Source organism: Nonomuraea fuscirosea (assembly GCF_003001935.1).
In the GTDB taxonomy this organism is placed as follows: Bacteria; Actinomycetota; Actinomycetes; order Streptosporangiales; family Streptosporangiaceae; genus Nonomuraea; species Nonomuraea fuscirosea.
Genome location: NZ_PVNG01000032.1, coordinates 15,841 through 33,932 on the forward strand (window position 1 = coordinate 15,841; position 18,092 = coordinate 33,932).

Annotated in this window: 14 protein-coding genes; 6 read left to right on the forward strand and 8 right to left on the reverse strand. The window is 72.4% G+C overall.

The window, feature by feature from the left end; all coding sequences use genetic code 11:
* The first annotated feature begins 241 nt into the window (after positions 1-241).
* Both B0I32_RS49885 and B0I32_RS49890 read left to right on the forward strand, forming a co-directional pair.
* Positions 242-787, forward strand: coding sequence for a dihydrofolate reductase family protein (locus B0I32_RS49885; RefSeq protein WP_106251815.1), 546 nt, complete (start codon positions 242-244; stop codon positions 785-787).
* An 82-nt stretch (positions 788-869) separates the two neighbouring features.
* Positions 870-1,307 (forward strand): hypothetical protein, encoded by a 438-nt coding sequence (locus tag B0I32_RS49890; RefSeq protein ID WP_106251817.1) that lies wholly within the window; start codon positions 870-872, stop codon positions 1,305-1,307.
* Between the two features lie 63 nt (positions 1,308-1,370).
* On the opposite strand, the gene B0I32_RS61215 is transcribed toward B0I32_RS49890, so the two are convergent.
* The 6 genes from B0I32_RS61215 to B0I32_RS49920 all read right to left on the reverse strand — a co-directional run bounded on the left by B0I32_RS61215 (position 1,371) and on the right by B0I32_RS49920 (position 11,955).
* The gene (locus B0I32_RS61215; protein WP_106251819.1) at positions 1,371-3,875 is read right to left on the reverse strand and encodes a S8 family serine peptidase; all 2,505 of its coding nucleotides are present in this window, start codon (positions 3,873-3,875) and stop codon (positions 1,371-1,373) included.
* A gap of 1 nt (position 3,876) precedes the next feature.
* The gene (locus tag B0I32_RS49900; RefSeq protein ID WP_146178611.1) at positions 3,877-5,076 is read right to left on the reverse strand and encodes a beta propeller repeat protein; all 1,200 of its coding nucleotides are present in this window, start codon (positions 5,074-5,076) and stop codon (positions 3,877-3,879) included.
* A gap of 40 nt (positions 5,077-5,116) precedes the next feature.
* Positions 5,117-6,319 (reverse strand): S8/S53 family peptidase, encoded by a 1,203-nt coding sequence (locus B0I32_RS49905; RefSeq protein ID WP_106251822.1) that lies wholly within the window; start codon positions 6,317-6,319, stop codon positions 5,117-5,119.
* Positions 6,320-6,333: 14 nt separating this feature from the next.
* Positions 6,334-8,724: a hypothetical protein gene (locus B0I32_RS49910; RefSeq protein WP_106251824.1), complete on the reverse strand. Its 2,391-nt coding sequence runs from the start codon at positions 8,722-8,724 to the stop codon at positions 6,334-6,336.
* Positions 8,725-8,776: 52 nt separating this feature from the next.
* Positions 8,777-8,956: a hypothetical protein gene (locus B0I32_RS49915; RefSeq protein WP_146178612.1), complete on the reverse strand. Its 180-nt coding sequence runs from the start codon at positions 8,954-8,956 to the stop codon at positions 8,777-8,779.
* A gap of 71 nt (positions 8,957-9,027) precedes the next feature.
* Complete coding sequence (locus B0I32_RS49920) at positions 9,028-11,955, reverse strand: ATP-binding protein (RefSeq protein ID WP_106251827.1); 2,928 nt, start codon at positions 11,953-11,955, stop codon at positions 9,028-9,030.
* Between the two features lie 205 nt (positions 11,956-12,160).
* Here B0I32_RS49920 and B0I32_RS49925 point away from each other — a divergent pair, with 205 nt between their 5' ends.
* Both B0I32_RS49925 and B0I32_RS49930 read left to right on the forward strand, forming a co-directional pair.
* The gene (locus B0I32_RS49925) at positions 12,161-12,523 is read left to right on the forward strand and encodes a DUF1622 domain-containing protein (RefSeq protein WP_106251829.1); all 363 of its coding nucleotides are present in this window, start codon (positions 12,161-12,163) and stop codon (positions 12,521-12,523) included.
* A 39-nt stretch (positions 12,524-12,562) separates the two neighbouring features.
* Positions 12,563-13,480: an NADP-dependent oxidoreductase gene (locus B0I32_RS49930; protein WP_106251830.1), complete on the forward strand. Its 918-nt coding sequence runs from the start codon at positions 12,563-12,565 to the stop codon at positions 13,478-13,480.
* Between the two features lie 18 nt (positions 13,481-13,498).
* On the opposite strand, the gene B0I32_RS49935 is transcribed toward B0I32_RS49930, so the two are convergent.
* Together B0I32_RS49935 and B0I32_RS49940 are read right to left on the reverse strand one after the other, a co-directional pair.
* Positions 13,499-14,080, reverse strand: a complete 582-nt coding sequence (locus tag B0I32_RS49935; protein WP_106251832.1) for an HD domain-containing protein — start codon at positions 14,078-14,080, stop codon at positions 13,499-13,501.
* A gap of 142 nt (positions 14,081-14,222) precedes the next feature.
* Positions 14,223-16,631: a M28 family peptidase gene (locus B0I32_RS49940; protein WP_106251833.1), complete on the reverse strand. Its 2,409-nt coding sequence runs from the start codon at positions 16,629-16,631 to the stop codon at positions 14,223-14,225.
* Positions 16,632-16,798: 167 nt separating this feature from the next.
* Here B0I32_RS49940 and B0I32_RS49945 point away from each other — a divergent pair, with 167 nt between their 5' ends.
* Together B0I32_RS49945 and B0I32_RS49950 are read left to right on the forward strand one after the other, a co-directional pair.
* Complete coding sequence (locus B0I32_RS49945; protein ID WP_106251835.1) at positions 16,799-17,380, forward strand: CGNR zinc finger domain-containing protein; 582 nt, start codon at positions 16,799-16,801, stop codon at positions 17,378-17,380.
* A 42-nt stretch (positions 17,381-17,422) separates the two neighbouring features.
* Complete coding sequence (locus B0I32_RS49950) at positions 17,423-17,923, forward strand: phosphatase domain-containing protein (protein WP_106251837.1); 501 nt, start codon at positions 17,423-17,425, stop codon at positions 17,921-17,923.
* Positions 17,924-18,092 lie beyond the last annotated feature (169 nt).

Genomic DNA, 18,092 nt, shown 5'->3' on the forward strand with positions numbered 1-18,092 from the left:
TGGGAACCACTCCGGATTTCCCGGCGTGTCGAAAGGCTTCCAGGGCTTCGACTTGTATCCCTCGTGATTTCTGGAGCGCCAGTGCGGTGACCACATACGTTCGCCGGGTCTGCGACACACTGGATCGACCGCCGCCTTGGCGCCGCCGTCGACCGTCTGTGGCGCTGAACCGGTCGCTCACCGATGAGTATCGGCCTGCCGGGTGGTCAGCACCAGCACACCGAGACGAACGGAGCCTCCCATGGGCAAAGTGCGCTGGCATCTGATGATGTCGCTGGACGGGTTCGCGGCCGGCCCTGGACACTCGATGGACTGGATGTCCGGGGTGAGGGTCGGCCCCGACACCCATCATGAGTCGATCGCGACCCTGGGTGCCGTCCTGGGGGGTCGTCATGGCTACGACGCGCTCGCTGAGCGGCATCCCGGCCAGGCTAGTAGGCAGCCGTACGGCGGCGCGTGGAGTGGCCCGGTGTTCGTGCTGACCCACCATCCTGAGGACGCGATCCCGGACCCCGGCGTCACGTTTCTCACCTGCGACGTGGCCGAGGCGGTCGCGATCGGGCTGGCCGCGGCGAAGGGCAAGGATCTCGAGATACACGGCCAGGACATCGCCCGGCAATGTGTCGAGCGCGGTCTGATCGACGAGTTCCGTGTGCATCTGGCGCCGGTCATGCTCGGCGCCGGAGTCCGGCTGTTCGACTGCCCCGGTATCGAGCCGGTCCGGTGGGCCCGGATTCACGACGGGGACCCCGCACAGGCCGTGGACCTGCGATATCGACCCGCCTGACATCTGCACCCTCATCCTTGACGACACGGGTTTGATCACGCGGCTCTTGCCGCGCCCGGCCCAGCCTGCCTCCGGAGCCGACATGCCGTACGCGCCGCCCTCACCTCTCACCGCCCTGCTGATCGCCGGAGCCGCCGCGCTGCTGGCGGCCTGCTCGGCCCAGGTGCGGTGCGGGCCGTGCGGAGGGAGCGGCGTGCGGCTCCTGATGGAGGGAACGGTCGCGGTGCAGGGACGCACGTACGAAGCGTGCGACCCGCGCGGCGCCTGCGAGAAGGGCGAGCTGCCGGTCATGCGCGCCACGCCGGCGCTGGCCGCACCCGTTCCGGTCGTGTTCGTCCCGCTGTCAGGAGATGCCACCGACCGTTCACGCCAGACGATCGACGCGGTGATCCGCGACGGCGCCGGCAGGGTCGTGGGACGCGGACAGGCGACCTTTCCCGAATATCGGCCGCTCGAACAGAAGGAACCATGCCACTGCTATGAGGCCCGTACCGAGCTGTCCATCCAACAGAGCGCCTGAGATCCACCAAGCCGCTGCCCCCGGGCGGTTCCGTCCCGGGGGCAGCGGCGCGCGGGGGTGGGGTCAGGGCGCCGCGGGCCGGCAGGTGCGGTCGCCGACGAACAGGTCGTCGACGGCCCACCAGCCGGACAACTGGCCCCGGTAGTGGAGGCGAATCCGCACGTCGGCCTGTCCGGCCGCGTCCGGCAGCGGAACGACGTGGACGGCCGGTCCCGGAGCGCCGGGGAAGCCCTTGGCCGACCACACGGTCTTCCAGGTACGGCCCCCGTCCACGCTGAGGTCGACGCCGGTCGTGGAGTTGACCGCCGGCTTCAGGTCGTGGGCGAACTCCAGGGTCGCCGAGGCCCGGTCGGTCAGGTCGTAGGAGGGGCTGGTCAGGTAGGTGTCCTGGAGGTGGCCCTTGCCGGAGTGCAGGGAGTCGACGATGGCGAACCCGCCCGCGCCGCCGGTGTGGTTGCCCCGTCCGCCGGCGTCGGTGAAGACCCAGCCGGGCTGGTGGGCATACTTGGGGATGCGGGGGTCGACGTTGGTGACCGTCCAGCCCTTGGGCGCCGTGGCGGCGTCGAACGGCTCGGTGCTGCCGTCGCGGATCACCTCGTAGCCGCGGGCGACGCAGGACAGGGAGACGGTCAGGCCGAGGTCGAGTCGCCGGCCCGTCTCACCCATGGTGACCTGCTGGACGGACGGGTCATAGCCGGGCTCGGTGGCGCGGGTGGTGAGGGTGTAGGTCATCGAAGGGAGCAGGGACAGGGTGTAGGCGCCGGTGCCGGGGTCGGACTCGGCGTTCCAGGTGTGGCCCTTGCCGTCGTCGGCGGTGATCCGCGCGGCGAGCCCGCGGCCGAGGCCGGAGGCGTCGGAGACGGTGCCGGTCAGGTCGATCCGCTCGGTCTGGGGCAGGGCGACGTCCAGGGTGAGGGTGTCGTCCCTGGCCAGGGTGGCGGTTTTCGTCGTGGTCCGGTAGCCGAACGCCTCGGCCTTGAGCTGGTACTCCCCCGCGACGAGGGTGTAGCGGTAGTCGCCGTCGGCACCGAGAGTGGAGGTGCGGGTCAGCGGGCCGGTAAGAGTGACGGTGGCGCCCTCGACCGGCCGGCCGGTGGTCGCGTCCGTGACGGTGCCCGACAGCCTGGCGGTGCCGCGCGTTCCGGCCTCGACCAGGGCCAGGGCGTCGAGGCGGCCTTCGCCGTAGACGGCGTTGTCGGCCGCGGTGCCGCCGCAGCTGGTGTCGTCGGTGTCGATGGCCGACAGGTCGAGCAGCAGGCGGGTGGCCGCGGTGTCGCGTACGTACTCGGGGCGGGCCGACCACAGCAGCGCGACCGCTCCCGCGACGTGCGGCGCCGCCATCGAGGTGCCGTTGTAGAACGCGTAGGCGCCGCCGGGCACCGAGGAGCGGACGTTCACGCCCGGTGCGGAGATGTTCGGCTTGATCTCGCCGTCCTGGCCGGGACCGCGGCTGGAGAAGCTCGCGATCTTGTTGTCGACGTCGTACGCGCCGACCGAGTAGTTGATGACGCGCCCGCCGGGCGATCCTGACGTCTGGCAGCCGGGGCCGTCGTTACCGTTGGACCAGATGCCCATGATGCCGGAGGCCGCCCAGGCGAGCTGGATGTCCTCCATGAACGGCTGGGTGGTCAGGCTCGCGCCCCACGAGTTGTTGACGATGTGCGGGCGCTTGGACGCGTCAGGGTTGGCGCCGCTGGAATCGGTGGGCGCGAGCATCCACTGCGAGGACGCGACGAGGGCCTCCTCCGAGCATTGGTCGGTGGTGCAGCCCTTGGCGGCGATCCAGCGCACGCCCGGGGCGACGCCGATCTGGTTGCCCTGACCGTCGTCGCCGGCCATGGTGCCCATGGTGTGGGTGCCGTGGGAGTTGTTGTCGCACGGCGCGTCGCTCGGGCACTCGCGCAGCGGGTCGTACCAGTGGTAATCGTGGGTGAAGGTGCCGTCCGCGTTGCTGCCCCGGTAGCTCTTGACCAGGGCGGGGTGGTCGTACTGGACGCCGGAGTCGATGTTGGCGATGACGATGTCCTCGCCGCGGCGACCGGTCCCCGCCCACACGTCGTCGGCGTTGATGTTGGACACGCCCCAGGTGAGGCCCGTCGCGGCGGCGGCCCCTGCGGGCGTGCTCCGGACCGGCTCGGGGATGGTGTACGTGACGGGCGCGCGGATCTCCTCGACCCCGGGTAACTTCGCGATCTTCTTGGCCAGCGCCTTGGAGGCGTTCTTGACGTAGACGGCGTTGGTGACCCAGAACGCCGTGGACTTCACTTTCTCCGCCTTGAGCAGCTTGCGCAGCGGCTCCTGGTCGCGGTCGGCTCTGGCGTGCAGCCGTTCGACCACGTCCCGGCCGCGGGCGGTACGGCCGGCGATCTTCTTGGCGGGGGCGAGGTCGGCCTTGCCCGACATGCGCACCCAGAAGTCCGTGGTGGCGCGCGCGTCGAAACTGGCCAGCACCTCCGGCGCGATCACGGGGTCGTCCGCCGCGGCGTGTGCGGGGACGGCGCCCGACAGGGCGGTGGCCAGCAGGGTCAGGGCGCACGCCAGCGCGGATGACTTACGGGGGTTTCTCATGTCACTTTCTCCCGCAGCTCAGGTGGGCGATCAGGCGGCGCGGCAGCAGCTGCGGGTAGCCGATGTCGGAGGGCTCGGTCCGGGTGGAGGTGCCGGTCACCCACACGTCGTCGGGGCCGCTGCCGTCCACGTCGTGGAAGATGAAGCCGAACGCCTCCGGCTGCTCGCCCTGGGGCTTGGCCTCCTGCCAGGAGGAGCCGTCCCAGTGCTGCACGTGGAAGACGCCCATGCTGCTGTCGTTGGTGAGGGCCCACAGCCGGCCGGGGGCGGGGGCGTACAGCTTGAAGATGTCGCCGCCGTAGGGGCCCGGCTCGGGCGTGGGCACGGTGGTCCAGCTCCGGCCGTCCCAGTGGAGCAGGAGCGGCCTCGGGCTGCTCTGGCTGCCGGAGATGCCGGAGACCCAGACGTCGTCGGGGCCGGAGGCGTCGAGCGCGTACAGCATCCCTTCCGCGCCGGGGTCCGGCAGCGCGACGTCGGCCCAGGCCGTCCCGTCGTGGTGCAGGACCATCGGCTGGTACGAGCCCGTCTGCTCGTTCTTCTGGAAGCCGGCGGCCCAGACGCCGCCGCCCGGCACCGCCTTCACCGAGGTCAGGGCGGCGGCGGCGCGGCGGGCGGCGGGGTGGTCGACGCTCGTCCATTCCGTGCCGTCCCAGCGCTGGATGAGCGCGCCGCCGGCCGGCCCGTCGACGCGGCCCACCGCCCATGCCTGGGAGGAGTTCACCGTGGCGACGTCCGCCAGCCAGGACGGTCCGGCCTCCGGGCTCTGCGACGCGCCCGCCGGGGTGAGCGTCCAGCGGTCGCGGTCGAGGCGGGCCAGCACGCCCGTCCCGTCCGGCTGGAAGGAACCGTGCAGGCTGACCAGCGACCAGCCGCCGCCGGCGGTGAACGAGCCGGCGCCCACCTGGAAGAGGCTCCCGGTACGCGCGGGCACCGGGATCTGGGGGCCGTTCTCGACCAGCTCGCGGCCGTTCCAGCGCAGCGACCTGGCGCCCTCCTCGAGCTGTTCCGAGAAACGCACGTCGTCACGCGAGATCACGTCGACGTCGACGACGCCCTCGCTCGCGGGCGCGTCGAGCATCGTCCAGGCCGGTACGCAGTCCGTCCCGGCGCTGGCCGGAGCCTGCGTTGCGGAGGTGGCGGCGGTGCTCAGCAGGGCGGTCAGGCCGGCCGCCACTGTGGCCCTGACAGTGACACTGCGCAAGCGCCGGCGGGGAGATCGTGGTGTTCGCATCAGGGTCCTCCTAGAAGGCGCCGGTGCCGTTGGGGGTGCCCATGCCACTGGGCCCGTCGTAGCCGCGCGCGGCGGTGCAGATCTTGCCGCCGCCGCAGGCGCCGTTGCTTCCGGCGGTGATGTCGTTCAGGTACTGGGCGGAGGCGTAGAGCCGCTTGCCCGCCGGGGTGACCGAGTCGGTGCCGGCCAGGCCGTACACGCCGGCGATGAACGCCGCCGCTACGGGGGTGCCCGCGGCGGTGCCCCAGCCGCCCAGGCTGGTGCTGTAGACCTGGACCGGGGTGTCGGCGGAGCCCACCGCCGCGACGTCGGCCACGGTGCGCCGGCTGCCGCACGCTCCGGCCGGCTGCCAGGCCGGACGCGTCACGTACATCGAGCAGCCGGAGGCGGTGTCGCGCCAGACGGACTCGTTCCAGCCGCGCGTGGTGGCGGGGTCCCGGTAGAGCTGGGTGCCGCCGACGGCGATCACCGACGGGTAGGCGGTGGGGAGGATCTGGCGGCCGCCGTTGTTGAAGCCCTGGCCGGAGGGGGCGACGACGGTGGTCGGCGCGTGGTCGAAGTGAGCGGCCAGGGCGTTCTGGCCGTCGTACTCGGTCACGCCCCACATGGGCACGACGGCGGTGGCGCCCTGTGCGGCGGCCTGGTCCACGGCCGCCGCCATGCTGGCCAGCGAAGGGTCGTCGGCCTGCACCAGCAGGAGCTTGCAGTTCGGGCAGGCCGCCGCGGCGAGTTGCAGCCCGACGCTGCTGTGCACCGCCCAGGCCGGACTCGGGGCGGGCGGTGTGTCGCCGCCCCGCTGGTTGATCTTCTTGAAGCACGGGAAGTCGGCGTCGCACGGGGGCATGCCGTTCGCCTCGCGGTACTCGGCCAGTTCGTCCCCGGCAGCGGGGTTGTCGTACGGGGTGACGACGGCCACGCTCTGGCCGCCGCCCAGCCAGTCCGCGGGCAGCCGGTAGGCCTCCTGGAGGTCCCCGGCGGTCAGCGGGCCGCGGCCGGCGGTGACACGCGGCAGCGGCTGGTCGCCGCCTCCCGTGCCGGCGCGCAGGAGGCACGTCGCCGGCCCGGTGTCCTCGGCGTCGCGGGGGCAGGCCGCGCTCGTGGCGGGCGGCGCGGCGGTGGCTGCGGCGGATGTGGTGAGGAGGGTCAGCGGGGCGATCGTGGTGAGCAGCATCGCCGCCACGCCCCCGAGCGTCGTCCATCGATGGGTGCGCATGTCAGGTCTCCCGGTCAGCCGGCGAGCCGGTAGGCACGGATGTTGGTCTGGGTGACGGTGCTGCCGTCACCGGCCCGCGCCTTGACCCGCAGCGACACCCAGCGGGCCGGCTCGGAGTACTCCGGATGCGTGATCGGCGCGGTGAACGTGCCGTCGCGGCCGGCGGTGGCGGTCTTCGGAGCCGACCAGGTCTGGCCGTCGTCGTACGACACCTCGACCGTGGCCCGCACGCCGGTGGGCCGGGCCTGGTGCTCCTGGCGCGAGACCCGGAACGCGACGTCGAACCGCCGCCCGGCCCTGGCCCGGGAGTCGAGGTCGAGCGACAGGTTCCAGTGCACGAACAGCAGCGGCAGGAAGGAGCATGGGCGCGTGGTGTCGGCGCACCGCACGGTACGGGGCAGCCTGGCGGCGGCGTCACGCGGGCCGCTGCGGAAGGTCCACTCGGTACGGCTCGGCGACTGGGGATTGCCCTGGGCGGCGAAGTCCCACACCAGGCGGTAGCCGGCCGGGCGCGGCGCCAGCGGCAGCGACAGCGGCATGGGCCGGTAGGGGCGGTAGCCGCCGGCGCCCAGGTCGAAGGCGAGCTCGCCGTCCCGGTAGAACGTGGTCCGCGACGCGGCGTACGCCTCCGACGTCGAGTGCAGCGGCGCCGAGTCGGCGAAGCCGTTCAGGTAGACCGAGCCCAGCGAGCCCTGCCGGCACGCCAGGCACACCTGCAGCAGCGGTTCGTCCACCTTGCTGCTCGGGCCGCCGATGCCGAGCAGGGTCTCCTGCACGTAGGTGGCGGCCGCCGACGGCGTCCGGGGGCCGAGGTTCCACACTTCCCTGATCTCCTGGCCGGGGCGCAGCTTGCGGCGCTCGCCGAGGATGACCTCGTTGGTGTCGGCGGCCATGACGTGCTGCCAGTACGTCTCGCCTGGCCTGGTGCTGTAGACGTAGTCGACGCGGTCACCGGCGGCCGGCAGGTAGCCGTGGTTCACGTCGGACCACCCCCACGGCAGGAACACGAAGGACCCCCTGGTCACCGGTCCTGGCGAGGCGGCGTCGGAGGCCGTGTTGTAGAGCGTGGAGCGCACCGTGGCCAGCTCCGACTTCCTGACGACCGGCGTCAGTTTGCGCGGGACGGCGTCGCCGTAGGCGAACACGAGCTTGTACGTCGCGCCCATCTCGGGCCCCGAGTCGGCGTTCTCGGCCAGCAGCGTGAAGCCCGTGAACTTGAAGTCGCCCTTCTTGACGCGCTTGGTGGGGGTGACGTAGAGGTCGGGGTTGCCGGTGACCGGGTCGGAGTAGGTCTTCCAGATGAAGCCCGCGAGCAGTCCCGAGGGGCCGATGCCCGTCTCGTCCCCCGCGGCGCTGGTGCGGACGAACGACAGGGATTCGGAGCGGATCAGCGGCGCCCGCGGCGGCGAGGCCAGCTCCGGCCGGTAGCGGACCGCCTTCCTGGCGTCCAGCACCACGCTGGTGTCGGCGCCGACCCGCACCTCGGGCTCGATCACCAGGGCCGTCTCCGACGTGAGGTCGGTGGCCGGGGCGGTGAGCACGCTGGCCATGATGCTGTAGGTGCCTTCCGGCACCATGAACGACTTCTTGCCCTCACCCGGGTAGGCGAAGGCGAAGGTGGCCAGGGCTCCGTCGCCGACGTTCTGGACGGCTCCGATCATCGTGCCGGGCGTGCCGTCCCTGGCGATGGAGTCCACGGTCAGCATGTGGTAGCTCAGCTCCCCGCCCGTCGCCTTGGCCGTGGGCTTGTCGGTGGCCAGCGGCGAGGGCGGCGGCTCGGGAGCGCTCTCGGGGGCGGCCAGCTCGATCCGCTCGATTCCGGGCAGGGTGCCGACGGCGTCGCCCTTCGCGGCGCGCCAGGTCTCGGCCAGCAGCCTGCCGAGCGCCGGGGCCTCCTTCTTGGTCACCGTCGCGGTGGCCGCGCTGCCGGCGGCTGCGGTGACGCTGGTGGCGGGCAGGGCCTCGGCCTGGGCACGGCCGGCCCGTACGGTGACCGGGAGGGTGGCGCTGCCCTCGTCGTCCAGCTTGGCCCGCACCAGGTAGCCGACGTTGAACAGGCGCAGGTCGATGGTCTTGCCGAGGTAGGGCACCGCTTCTGACGGCACGACGTAGGTGTCGCCGCCGAGGGTGAACTGGGAGAACGTGCCTCCGGCCGGGCCGCCGCTGGGGAGCCTGCTGACCTGCTGGCCGCCGCGCTCGTCGATGTCGACCTGGAAGCGGTCACCGGTCAGCAGGGTCACCGTCGAGGTGCTCGCCTCAGGCGCTGTGGTGGCGGGTTCGGTGGCGTGGGGGGCGCGGTCCAGTGGCGGGGCGGCCGCGGCGGGTACGGCTCCCGCCGCCAGCGTCAGCGCCAGGCCGGCCGTGACCAGGAGGCGTGCGGAACCTAACCGGTGGTGGATTGTCATGTCTGTCCCGCTTTCTGACCGCGCCTGTACGGCAGGCGCACGACGTGCTGGTTCACAGCGGCTCGTGTGCGCCGTCGGGCGCCGCCTCGCTCAGGAGGCCCTCATCGGAAACGGCATCCGGCTCGACGTCGGGCCCCTCGTCGGGCGCCTCGTCGGGCCCCTTGTCGGGCCCCTTGTCGGGCGCTGCATCCGGCTTGAGGTCCGGCTCGACGTCCGGTTGATCGTTAGGCATGAAGATCATGATCAGGCGGACCCGCCGACGTCGCGAGTCGGGAAATCACCCAATTAATGCGTAAATGCCATCTATGTCGGTGTCTCGTCCAGCAGCCCGTCGGCGGCGGCCGTGGTGACCAGGGCGGTGCGCGTGGTGACCGACAGCTTGCGCATGGCCGCGCTGAGGTGGCGCTCCACCGTACGCGGCGACAGCGTCAGGCTCTCCGCGATGCGCTTGTTGGTCCATCCGAGCGCCGCCAGACGGACGATCTCCACCTCGCGCGGGGACAGGCGGTCGCCGTACCCCTTACGCCCGCCGCGCCACGGCCTGGCCACCTCGACCCCTTGCTCGCGCAGCAGGTGGGCGACCCGGTCGGCGTCCCAGCGCGCGCCCAGCGCGGCCAGTTCCCGCTGGCTCTCCTCCAGCACCTTCAGCGCCCGCTCGCGCTCGCCCGCGTCGAGCAGGCGGCGGCCCTGGCGCTCGGCGGCGAGCAGCGCATCGTAGGGGCGGGGCAGTGCCGCCCACATCGCCGCGGCCCGGGCGAACAGGCCCGCCGCCTCTCCCGGGTCGGCGGCGACCATGGCCTGGCAGGTCACGACCGCCGCGGCGACGGCCGGAGCGTCCCGCCCCGCCATCCCGGCGGCGAAGGCCGCCGCCAGGCCGGCCCGCTCCTCCGTCCGCCCGACCGCCGGCAGCGCGTCCAGATGGACCGGCAGCAGCTCCGTGGCCCACAGCCACACGTCCTTGCGGGCGATCATCTCCAGCAGCGGTTCGGTGATCTCCAGCGCGGCCTCCGGCTCGCCGCGCGCGAGCAGGATCCGGGCCAGCGCCACGTCGGGGAAGATGAACGGGTCCGCGTGCCCGCGCGCCAGGCTGGCGGCGAGGACGTCGCGCAGCCGCTGCTCGGCCCGCTGCGGTACGCCGCGCGCCAGGTCCAGGCAGCCGAGGAGCATGCGGGCCTCCAGGCGGGTCGCCTCGTCGGCCGTCTCCGAGCCGGCCAGCTCGGCCGCCACGTCGTCCAGGCCGTCCCAGTGCCCGGCGTGCCAGGCCAGGTGCGCCCGCGCCAGCCTCAGCACGTCCTCGATCCGGCGGTAGCCCACCCGTTCCACCAGCGCCGCGGCGGAGTCCAGATAGGCGCGGGCGTCGTCGTGCCGGCCCCATAACGTACAGAACTGACCGGCCATCAGCCGCCCCCGGGCGATCTCCTGGCGCTCCAGGCGGCTGTCCCCGTCGGCGGGAAGGGCGCGCGCCACGCGCCAGCCGTCCTCCTCGCCGAGACAGAGCAGCGCCGCGGCGTGGTGGGACAGGAACGCGGCCCGCTCGACCGGCAGGCCGACCAGCGGGAAGAGCTGCTCCGCCCGGCCGGCCCACTCCAGGTGGCGGGCACGCGGCCAGGCGCGGATCATCGGATTGGCCAGCAGGAGCATGGCCTGGACGGCGAGGTCGGGCCGGTCCGCCAGGTCCGGCATGGCGGCCTCCAGGCCGGCCATCGCGGCCTCGAACTCGCCGAGGTGGAAGCGGAGCCGCCCCAGTCTCAGCCCGAGCTCTCCCCTGGCCCCGGCCGGCAGCCCGGGACGCGCGAGCGTCTCCTCCAGCGCGGCGCGCACCCGCTCCCCCAGCCCCAGCAACGGCTCGGCGGTGACGGAGACGGCCGCGCCGAGCCGCCCGGCCAGGCGGACCAGGCGTTCCACCGGATGGTCGGCGGCGGTCAGCAGGTCCAGCATCATGACGACCGTGGTGTGGCCGTCCCCCGCCTCCATGGCGAGTTCGGCCGCCGCCTCGGCGTAGCGGCACCACTCCTCGACGTCGCCGGACTCGCGGAAGTGGTGGCACAGCCGTACGACGGGAGGGTGCTCGCCCTCGCGCAGGGCCAGGGCCGCGCGGTGGTGCAGCCGGCGGCGCGACGGGATCGGGATCGCCTCGGCTACCGCGCGCGAGGCCAGCACATGATTGAAGCCGAACGCACCCCGGCCGGACTCGCGCAGCAGGCCCGAAGCGAGCGCGCCGGCCAGGCCGTCCTGGACGGCTGCCTCGTCGAGGTCCGCGACCGCCGCGATGAGCGCCTCGCCGGCGGGCGCCTCCAGTACGGCGGCGGCCTCCAGCACGGCGCGGGTGGGCGGGTCGAGCCGGGTCACGCGTTCGAGGACGGAGTCGCGCACGGTGGGCGGCACGCGCAACTCCTCGGTGATACGGCGGCGCCAGCCGCTCTCGGACCGGAAGATGTCGCGCCGGGCGCGCAGCAGGCGTACGGTCTCCTCCAGCGCGAGCGGGATGCCGCCGGTGTGCTCGTGCAGGAAGGCCGCGAAGTGGTCGGACACGTCGGCGGTCGCGAACATCGACTTCACCAGGGCGCCGGTCTGCGGCACGTCCAGCGGTTCCAGCGCGATGCGTTCCCAGGACATGTTCCTGGGCGGGCGCGAGGTCAGGCGGAGCAGCGGCGAGCCCTCGCCGACCTCCAGCGGCCGGTAGGTGACCACGATCGAGCGCGCGGCGCCACGCGAGGTGGTGAGGGTGAGCAGCCAGTCGAGCGTGGCCGCGTCCGCCCAGTGCGCGTCCTCGACCACCAGCACGTCCACTCCGAGCGCGTCGATCAGCTCGCCGAGCGCGCGGAAGAGCCGGTGGCGGGTCTCCTGCGGATCGGGCAGCGCCTCCAGCGCCGGCGGCAGCCACGACGCCCACTCGGGGAACAGCGTGCGCAGCGCACCGGCGAGCGGGCTGAGCGCCAGCTCTCCCAGGCGCTCATGGAAGGCGCGCAGTCCGTCCACCACCGCGCCGAGCGGGAACGGTTCCCGCAGGGGCGGGCAGGCGGCCATCAGCACGGTACGGCCGCGTAAGCCGGGATCGGCCAGGCACTCGTCCAGCAGGCGGGACTTGCCGATGCCCGACTCTCCCTCGACGAGCACGAGGGCGTGTTCCGACACCGCGGCGACCATCGCGGCCATGGCGTCGTCGCGGCCGATGAGCGCCGGCGGGAGCGCGTCTGAGGGCGCCCTCCGCCGAACATGAGTTTTGTTCATCCCTTTATGGGTGTATATATCACGTCCGAACCCTGCCGCTGATCCGGCCGAGCGGCGAGTAGATGATCCCCGCCGCCGCGGTGGCGCTCAGGGCGCCTGCCATGAGCCTGCGCAGGTCCTGACAAATGGGTTCTTCGCGGTCCTTCACCGAAGAGCGGATCCAGCGTGGGCGTATCCCGGTTCGTGCCCGGGCAAGTGTCCTGCCGTGGACGCGGATTTCGCCGACCTGGTCGAAGCGGTCGGCCGGGCGGTCGACCTGGCCGGGGTCGCCATCATCGCGCTGGGGGCGCTGGCCGCCACGGCGCGCTTCGGCCTCGACACGCGGCGGCGGCCGCGCTTCCATGACGCCTACCGCGCCTACCGGCAGGGGCTCGGCCGGGCGATCCTGCTGGGGCTGGAGTTCCTCGTCGCCGGGGACATCATCCGCACGGTGGCCGTCGCACCGACGTTCGCGAGCGTCGGCGTGCTCGCACTCATCGTCGTGGTCCGGACCTTCCTCAGCTTCTCGCTGGAGGTGGAGCTGGAGAACCGCCTGCCCTGGCACCCGCGCCCCGGGCAGAGCGCCTGACCTTCGCTACGAGCTCATATGAGTAAGGGGCCGATCTCAATGAAAGCCATTGTGGTGACCGACCAGGCCGCGGGAACGGCCGGAATGACGCTGACGGAGCGGCCTGAGCCGCCGGCGGCGATCAACGACGTCATCGTGCGGATTCATGCGTCGGGCTTCGTCCCGACAGAGATGGAGTGGCCATCGACCTGGACCGATCGTGCCGGCCGCGACAGGACACCGTCGATCCCCGGCCACGAGCTGGCCGGAGTGGTCACCGCCCTCGGCTACGGCACGACGGGCCTGTCGGTCGGTCAGCGGGTGTTCGGCCTCGCCGACTGGCACCGCGACGGCACCCTCGCGGAGTACGTGGCGATCGAGGCACGCAACCTCGCACCGCTGCCCGGCGACGTCGACTTCACGGTAGGCGCGTCCCTGCCCATCTCCGGTCTGACCGCGTGGCAGGGGCTGTTCCAGCACGGCCACCTTCAGTCCGGCCAGACCGTCCTCGCCCATGGCGCGGCCGGAGCGGTCGGGACGATGGTGACCCAGCTCGCACGTGAGGCCGGCGCCTACGTCATCGGCACCGGCCGCGCCGCCGACCGTGAGAAGGCGCTCGACTTCGGCGCGCACGAGTTCGTCGACCTCGGCGACGACGCGCTGGAAGACGTCGGGGGCGTCGATCTGGTCTTCGATGTCATCGGCGGCGACGTCCAGAGGAGTTCCGCGGCTCTGCTCAGATCCGGCGGGACGCTGGTGTCGGTCGTGGGCCCGGCCGAGGCCCGCCCCGCTGACGGCCTGGCGATCGATTTCGTGGTCGAGGCCGACCGCACCCAGCTGGGTGAGATCGTGCGGCGAGTCCGGGACGGGCGGCTGCGTACGAACATCGGAACCGTCGCGTCCCTCGACGACGCGGTCGCGACCTTCACCTCAACCGAGCGACGCAAGGGGAAGACGGTCATCCACGTACGCTCGTAGGGAGTGACGGAACGCCCTCTAAGGCCCTTCGAGCGGGTTGGCGGCGCTCCGGGCGGCGAGGTCGTTGCGCACAGAGGCGGCGGCGGCGCTGCCCGGCTTACGTCTCGCCTGGTCCTCGAAGGATGCCAGGAACTCCCTGCCGAATCCCAACCGGGGATAGCGGGCAAGCATCTCGGCGCGTGCGTCGGCCGGGAACTGCCCGGCATGCCGCCCGACGGTCTCCCAGCTTGTGGCGACCTGCAGCAGGTGTGCCTCGGGGTCGGCGGCCGCGGACACATCCTCGCGCATGTGCAACGTGATGATCTCCTCGGCCCTGGCGGCTCGCTCCACCGGCCAGCCGGCCGCCGTACCGAAGACCCAGGCGAACTGGCCTCCCGCCTCCTCGAACGGCACTGTGTGGCTGTCGAACGCCTCCGTCAGCCCGATGTCGTGGAGCAGCGCCGAGACGTAGAACAACTCGTCGTCGTAGGCGATGCGGTGCACTGCGCCGTACATCGCTCCCCAAAGGTAGGACCGGATGCAGTGGTTGAGCAGCGCGGGTGAGCAGAAACGCCTGACCACCGACAGCGCCGCCGCGGCAGCGGGAGTCTCCGGAACCATGAGCTCAGTCTCTCGTACACGCCGTCTCGAACCTCGATCTTGGGCACGTGTCGTGACCGTCATGGGTAATTCGTCGAGAGAACCAGCCAGTTCGTTCAGCAGCTCGGTCCAGCTGGGGCAGCAAGGACCAGAAGATCGGTCATCAGACTGATGAATGCCGACGCTCCAGTCCTTCGAAGGTTCGGCGGCCAGCCGGCTGCTTGGCCAGCGCGGTCTTCTCCCGCCGGGAGTCCCTGGTCAGGGTGTAGCTGCGCGTGACCGCGGTGAGATCGCCGTCCTCCCTGGTGGCGGCGACCAGATCAGGAGGTCTAGGAACGAAGCCCGGTACCGCGGTGAGCCCGTCGGTCTCGGCGATCACCGTGAGGCGGAGCCGGTCCTTCTCCGGTACGCGCATGGTGATCAGGGCTCCCGAGGCGGGGATGCCGCGGAAGCGGACCTCCGTGGGCCAGGTGCCGACTCGTGTGCCGGTGACGGGCACGCTCGCCGACCCGAACCGGCCGGCCGATGCGGTGGCGTGCGTGATCGGCTGGTCGAGCCGTAGCGTCACCGAGCGCGTGCCCTTCCCGGCGGTCACGCGCAGTTTCAGGGTGTCCCCGCGGTAGGTGAGGACGTCGGCTCGCGGGCTCTCGGCGGCGATCGCCGGCGCCTGCCCGGTCCACAGCGTGCCGCGTGCGTACCCGGGGGGCAGCGCGGAGGTGTCATGGCCGGACACGTACCGCTTGGTCCACGGGGCCGGGTCCGCGTCGGCGCTGACCCAGTGGGCGGTACGGGTGCCGGCGTTCATGACGTACGCCAGATGCGTGCGCCGCGGCCGGTCGGCGTCGAAATCGTCCACCACGAACCCGGCCGCGACCAGCCCTGCCGTGAGGAGAAGGGCCGTCAGGGGCACCGCGAGGGCGGTGGCTCGCTTCGGCCGGGCGGCCAGATCGGGCAGGAACGACTCCGCGACCGGCACGACGACCAGCCCGAACAAGGCCAGCACCAGCGCGCTCACTCCGCCGAGCGCCAGCCCCATCCCGTCGAAGACGTCCCCGGCCAGGGACGGCAGCAGCATCGCGGCCGTGACCGGGCCCAGCATCGCCACGACCGTCCGTGCCCAGGCAGGTGTGCGGAGCAGGACCACGGCCAGCCACCCGACCGCGCCCAGCAGCGCCGGCAGGGCGAACAGGAAGGACGTCCCTGGAGCGACCTGGGCGCATAGCAGGCCCAGCCCGGCGAACCAGGTCAGCGCCCCGACCGTCAGCGCCGCCGGGCCCAGCCTGCGGCGCAGCAGCAGGTACCAGCCGAGGACCGCCAGCGCGCATAGGACCGCGATCGCCGTCTGATACGGCTGCGGCCGGTGCAGCAGCCCGCCCATCAGGTCGTAGGCGGGCCGCCAGGACACCAGCAGTTCCCACAGCCCTTGCGCCAGCCCGGCCGACGCCGCCAACGGCACCACGGCCGAGACCGTCGCCGCGATCAGCCGGGGCAGGCTCAGCAACCGCTTGACGCGGGCCAGCAGCGCCAGGCCCGCCACCGCGACGGCGGCCAGCGCCGCCAGCGGCCAGACGAGCCCTGCGGGGTAGGTGATCATGGTGCCGAGCGCGCGGAAGTAGGTGACGTCGTGATCGGAGGCCAGCGTCCGCAGGTCCGTGTCTCCGAAGGTGCGCGCCAGCGCCAGCATGTTGCTGCCGTGGTGTTGCAGGCTCCCCGGGTGGAGGTTGGCGATGGAGTCGCCCGCGGTGTGGTACAGCGAGGGGCGCTGGATGTAGGCGAAGTTCATGCCGGTGAAGCCGGCCTTGGCCAGCGGGGTGAAGTCGGTGTTGTTGGGCAGCAGCCGATACAGCTCCACCATGGCGGAGTGGCCACGCGGGGCGGGGACGGCGCCCGCGAAGGTCTCGACCAGGCGGGCGTTGTTCGCGGAGGTCTCGAACAACAGCGAGGGGCCGCTGACCCCGCGGGCCTCCCAGTTCAGCAGCACGCCGCCGGCCTTGCCCAGGGGGTGTTCGCGGACGAAGGCCTCGGCGCCGAGCACGCCGTCCTCCTCGCCGTCCGACATGAGCAGCACGATGTCGTTACGCGGGCCGGGACCGCCGCGCAGCGCCCGGACGGTCTCCAGCATCGCGGCCACTGCCGCGCCGTCGTCGGAGGCGCCCGGTCCCATGGCCGCGGAGTCGTAGTGCGCGGCGATGAGCACGGTGCCGGTCGAGCCCGTTCCCGGCAGTCGGCCCACGATGTTGTCGACCTGGCCGAACGTCGCCAGCCCCGCCGCGGAACGGGCACCGACCGAGCGCTGGATCTCGACCTGGAGCCCTGCCGCGCGCAGTTGCCCGGCCAGGTAGTCCCGGGCCTGGTCGCCGGCCGGGCTGCCGATGGGCCGTGGCACGGCGGCGAACTCCTTCAGGTGAGCCAGCGCGCGCCCGGCGCTGAACTGGTCGTCCGGGGCGGTGGCCGGGAGGGGTTGCATGGTGCTGTCCGTCATGGCCGTGAACATGATCACCGCGGCCAGGGCGAGCAGGGCTGCTGAACCGGCCAGCAGCCGGCGTGGCACATCGAACAACTTTCCGATCATGACCAGGCACGGTAGGCCGGGCCGCTACCCCGGCGGAATGAGGCACCCGCCCGTCCGGACCTGGGGTTTTCCGCACCTCTGAGCGGCCGTGCGCCTCATTCCCGCCCCTACGGATTTTATGTAAGGGTTATAGTTCCATTTATTCGGTTACCGGAACTAGGTGAAGCGTGCGGATCTCCATCACCGACTACGCGGTCGGGGCGACTCTGGCCGGCGATCTGGCCAACACCTCCCCGACTGTGCACGGCGAGGCTCTGCCGACCCCGGACGCGTTGACGGACTTCCTCGCGGGGCACGGGCTGCGGCTCGACGCCGTGGCGGACGGGCGCCTGCCGAGCGACGACGACGTCCGCGAAGTTCACCTGCTGCGCCGGGAGGTCCGTGGCGTCGTGGAGACCGAGACGGAGGACCAGGCCGTCGCGGGCGGCGCCGTACTGGCCGGGCGGGCGGGGCTCCGGCCGGTGCTGGAGCACGATACGAGCCGGCGATGGCAGTGGTACGTACCGACCAGGCCGGGCGCGCCGCTGGCCGAGGAGCTGGCCACGCTCATCGGCATCGGATTGCTCGGCGCCGTCCGGGCGCTCGGGCACGACCGGTTCCGCGCCTGCGCCGCCCCGGGCTGCCGCGGGGTGTTCGTCGACATCAGCCGCGGGGGGCGTCGCATCTACTGCACGCCCGACGTGTGCGGCAACCGGATCAATGTCGCGAACCACCGCGAACGGCGGCGACTTGGCAGCGCCGCCGGCTGAAGGGCACCACCCCGCCTTACGCAAGACACGAGGAGAATCCCCATGAACGACCCCATGGACAGTACGGCCGCCCGTCCGCTGGGCGGGCCGCCGCTCGTAGGCGCCTTCCGGCTCCCCGACGGCACCTGGATCCGCGGCCGCGGCCTTCGCCATCCGCTGCCGGAGGGGCCCAGGCCCGATTTCGGCCTTTACCTGGGCTCCGACGGGCTCCGCCGCCGCCACGAGGACGAGCTGCGGTGGCCGCACTCCTGGATTCAGTGGCCCGACTTCCTGCTGCCCCGCGACCGCGACGCGGCCATGCGACAGATCCGCGCGCTGTACGAGCGAGCGCGGGCGGGAGCCGCGGCGGAGGTCGCCTGCGGGGGCGGCGTCGGCCGCACCGGCACCGTCGTGGCCTGTCTGTCCATACTGGCCGGTCTCGACCCGGCCGACGCTGTCGCCTGGACCCGCGAGCACCACCACCGCCGGGCCGTCGAAACCCCATGGCAGCGCCGCTGGGTGCTTCGCTTCCCACCGCCCCTCGGCTCGGGCTCCCGCGACTAGGAGTGTCCTGAAGATCTTGGTGGTCTTTTCTAGAGTGGGATCGGGGTTCAGACTCGGGTGATGATGGGCCGTCGGAGGGCTCCGGCAGGGCCTGGGGTGTGGGTCGTGTGCAGGGAGTTGATTCCGGCCGGGAGCGTGTTCGCGTGCCCGCGAGCGTCGCGGTGCTCGG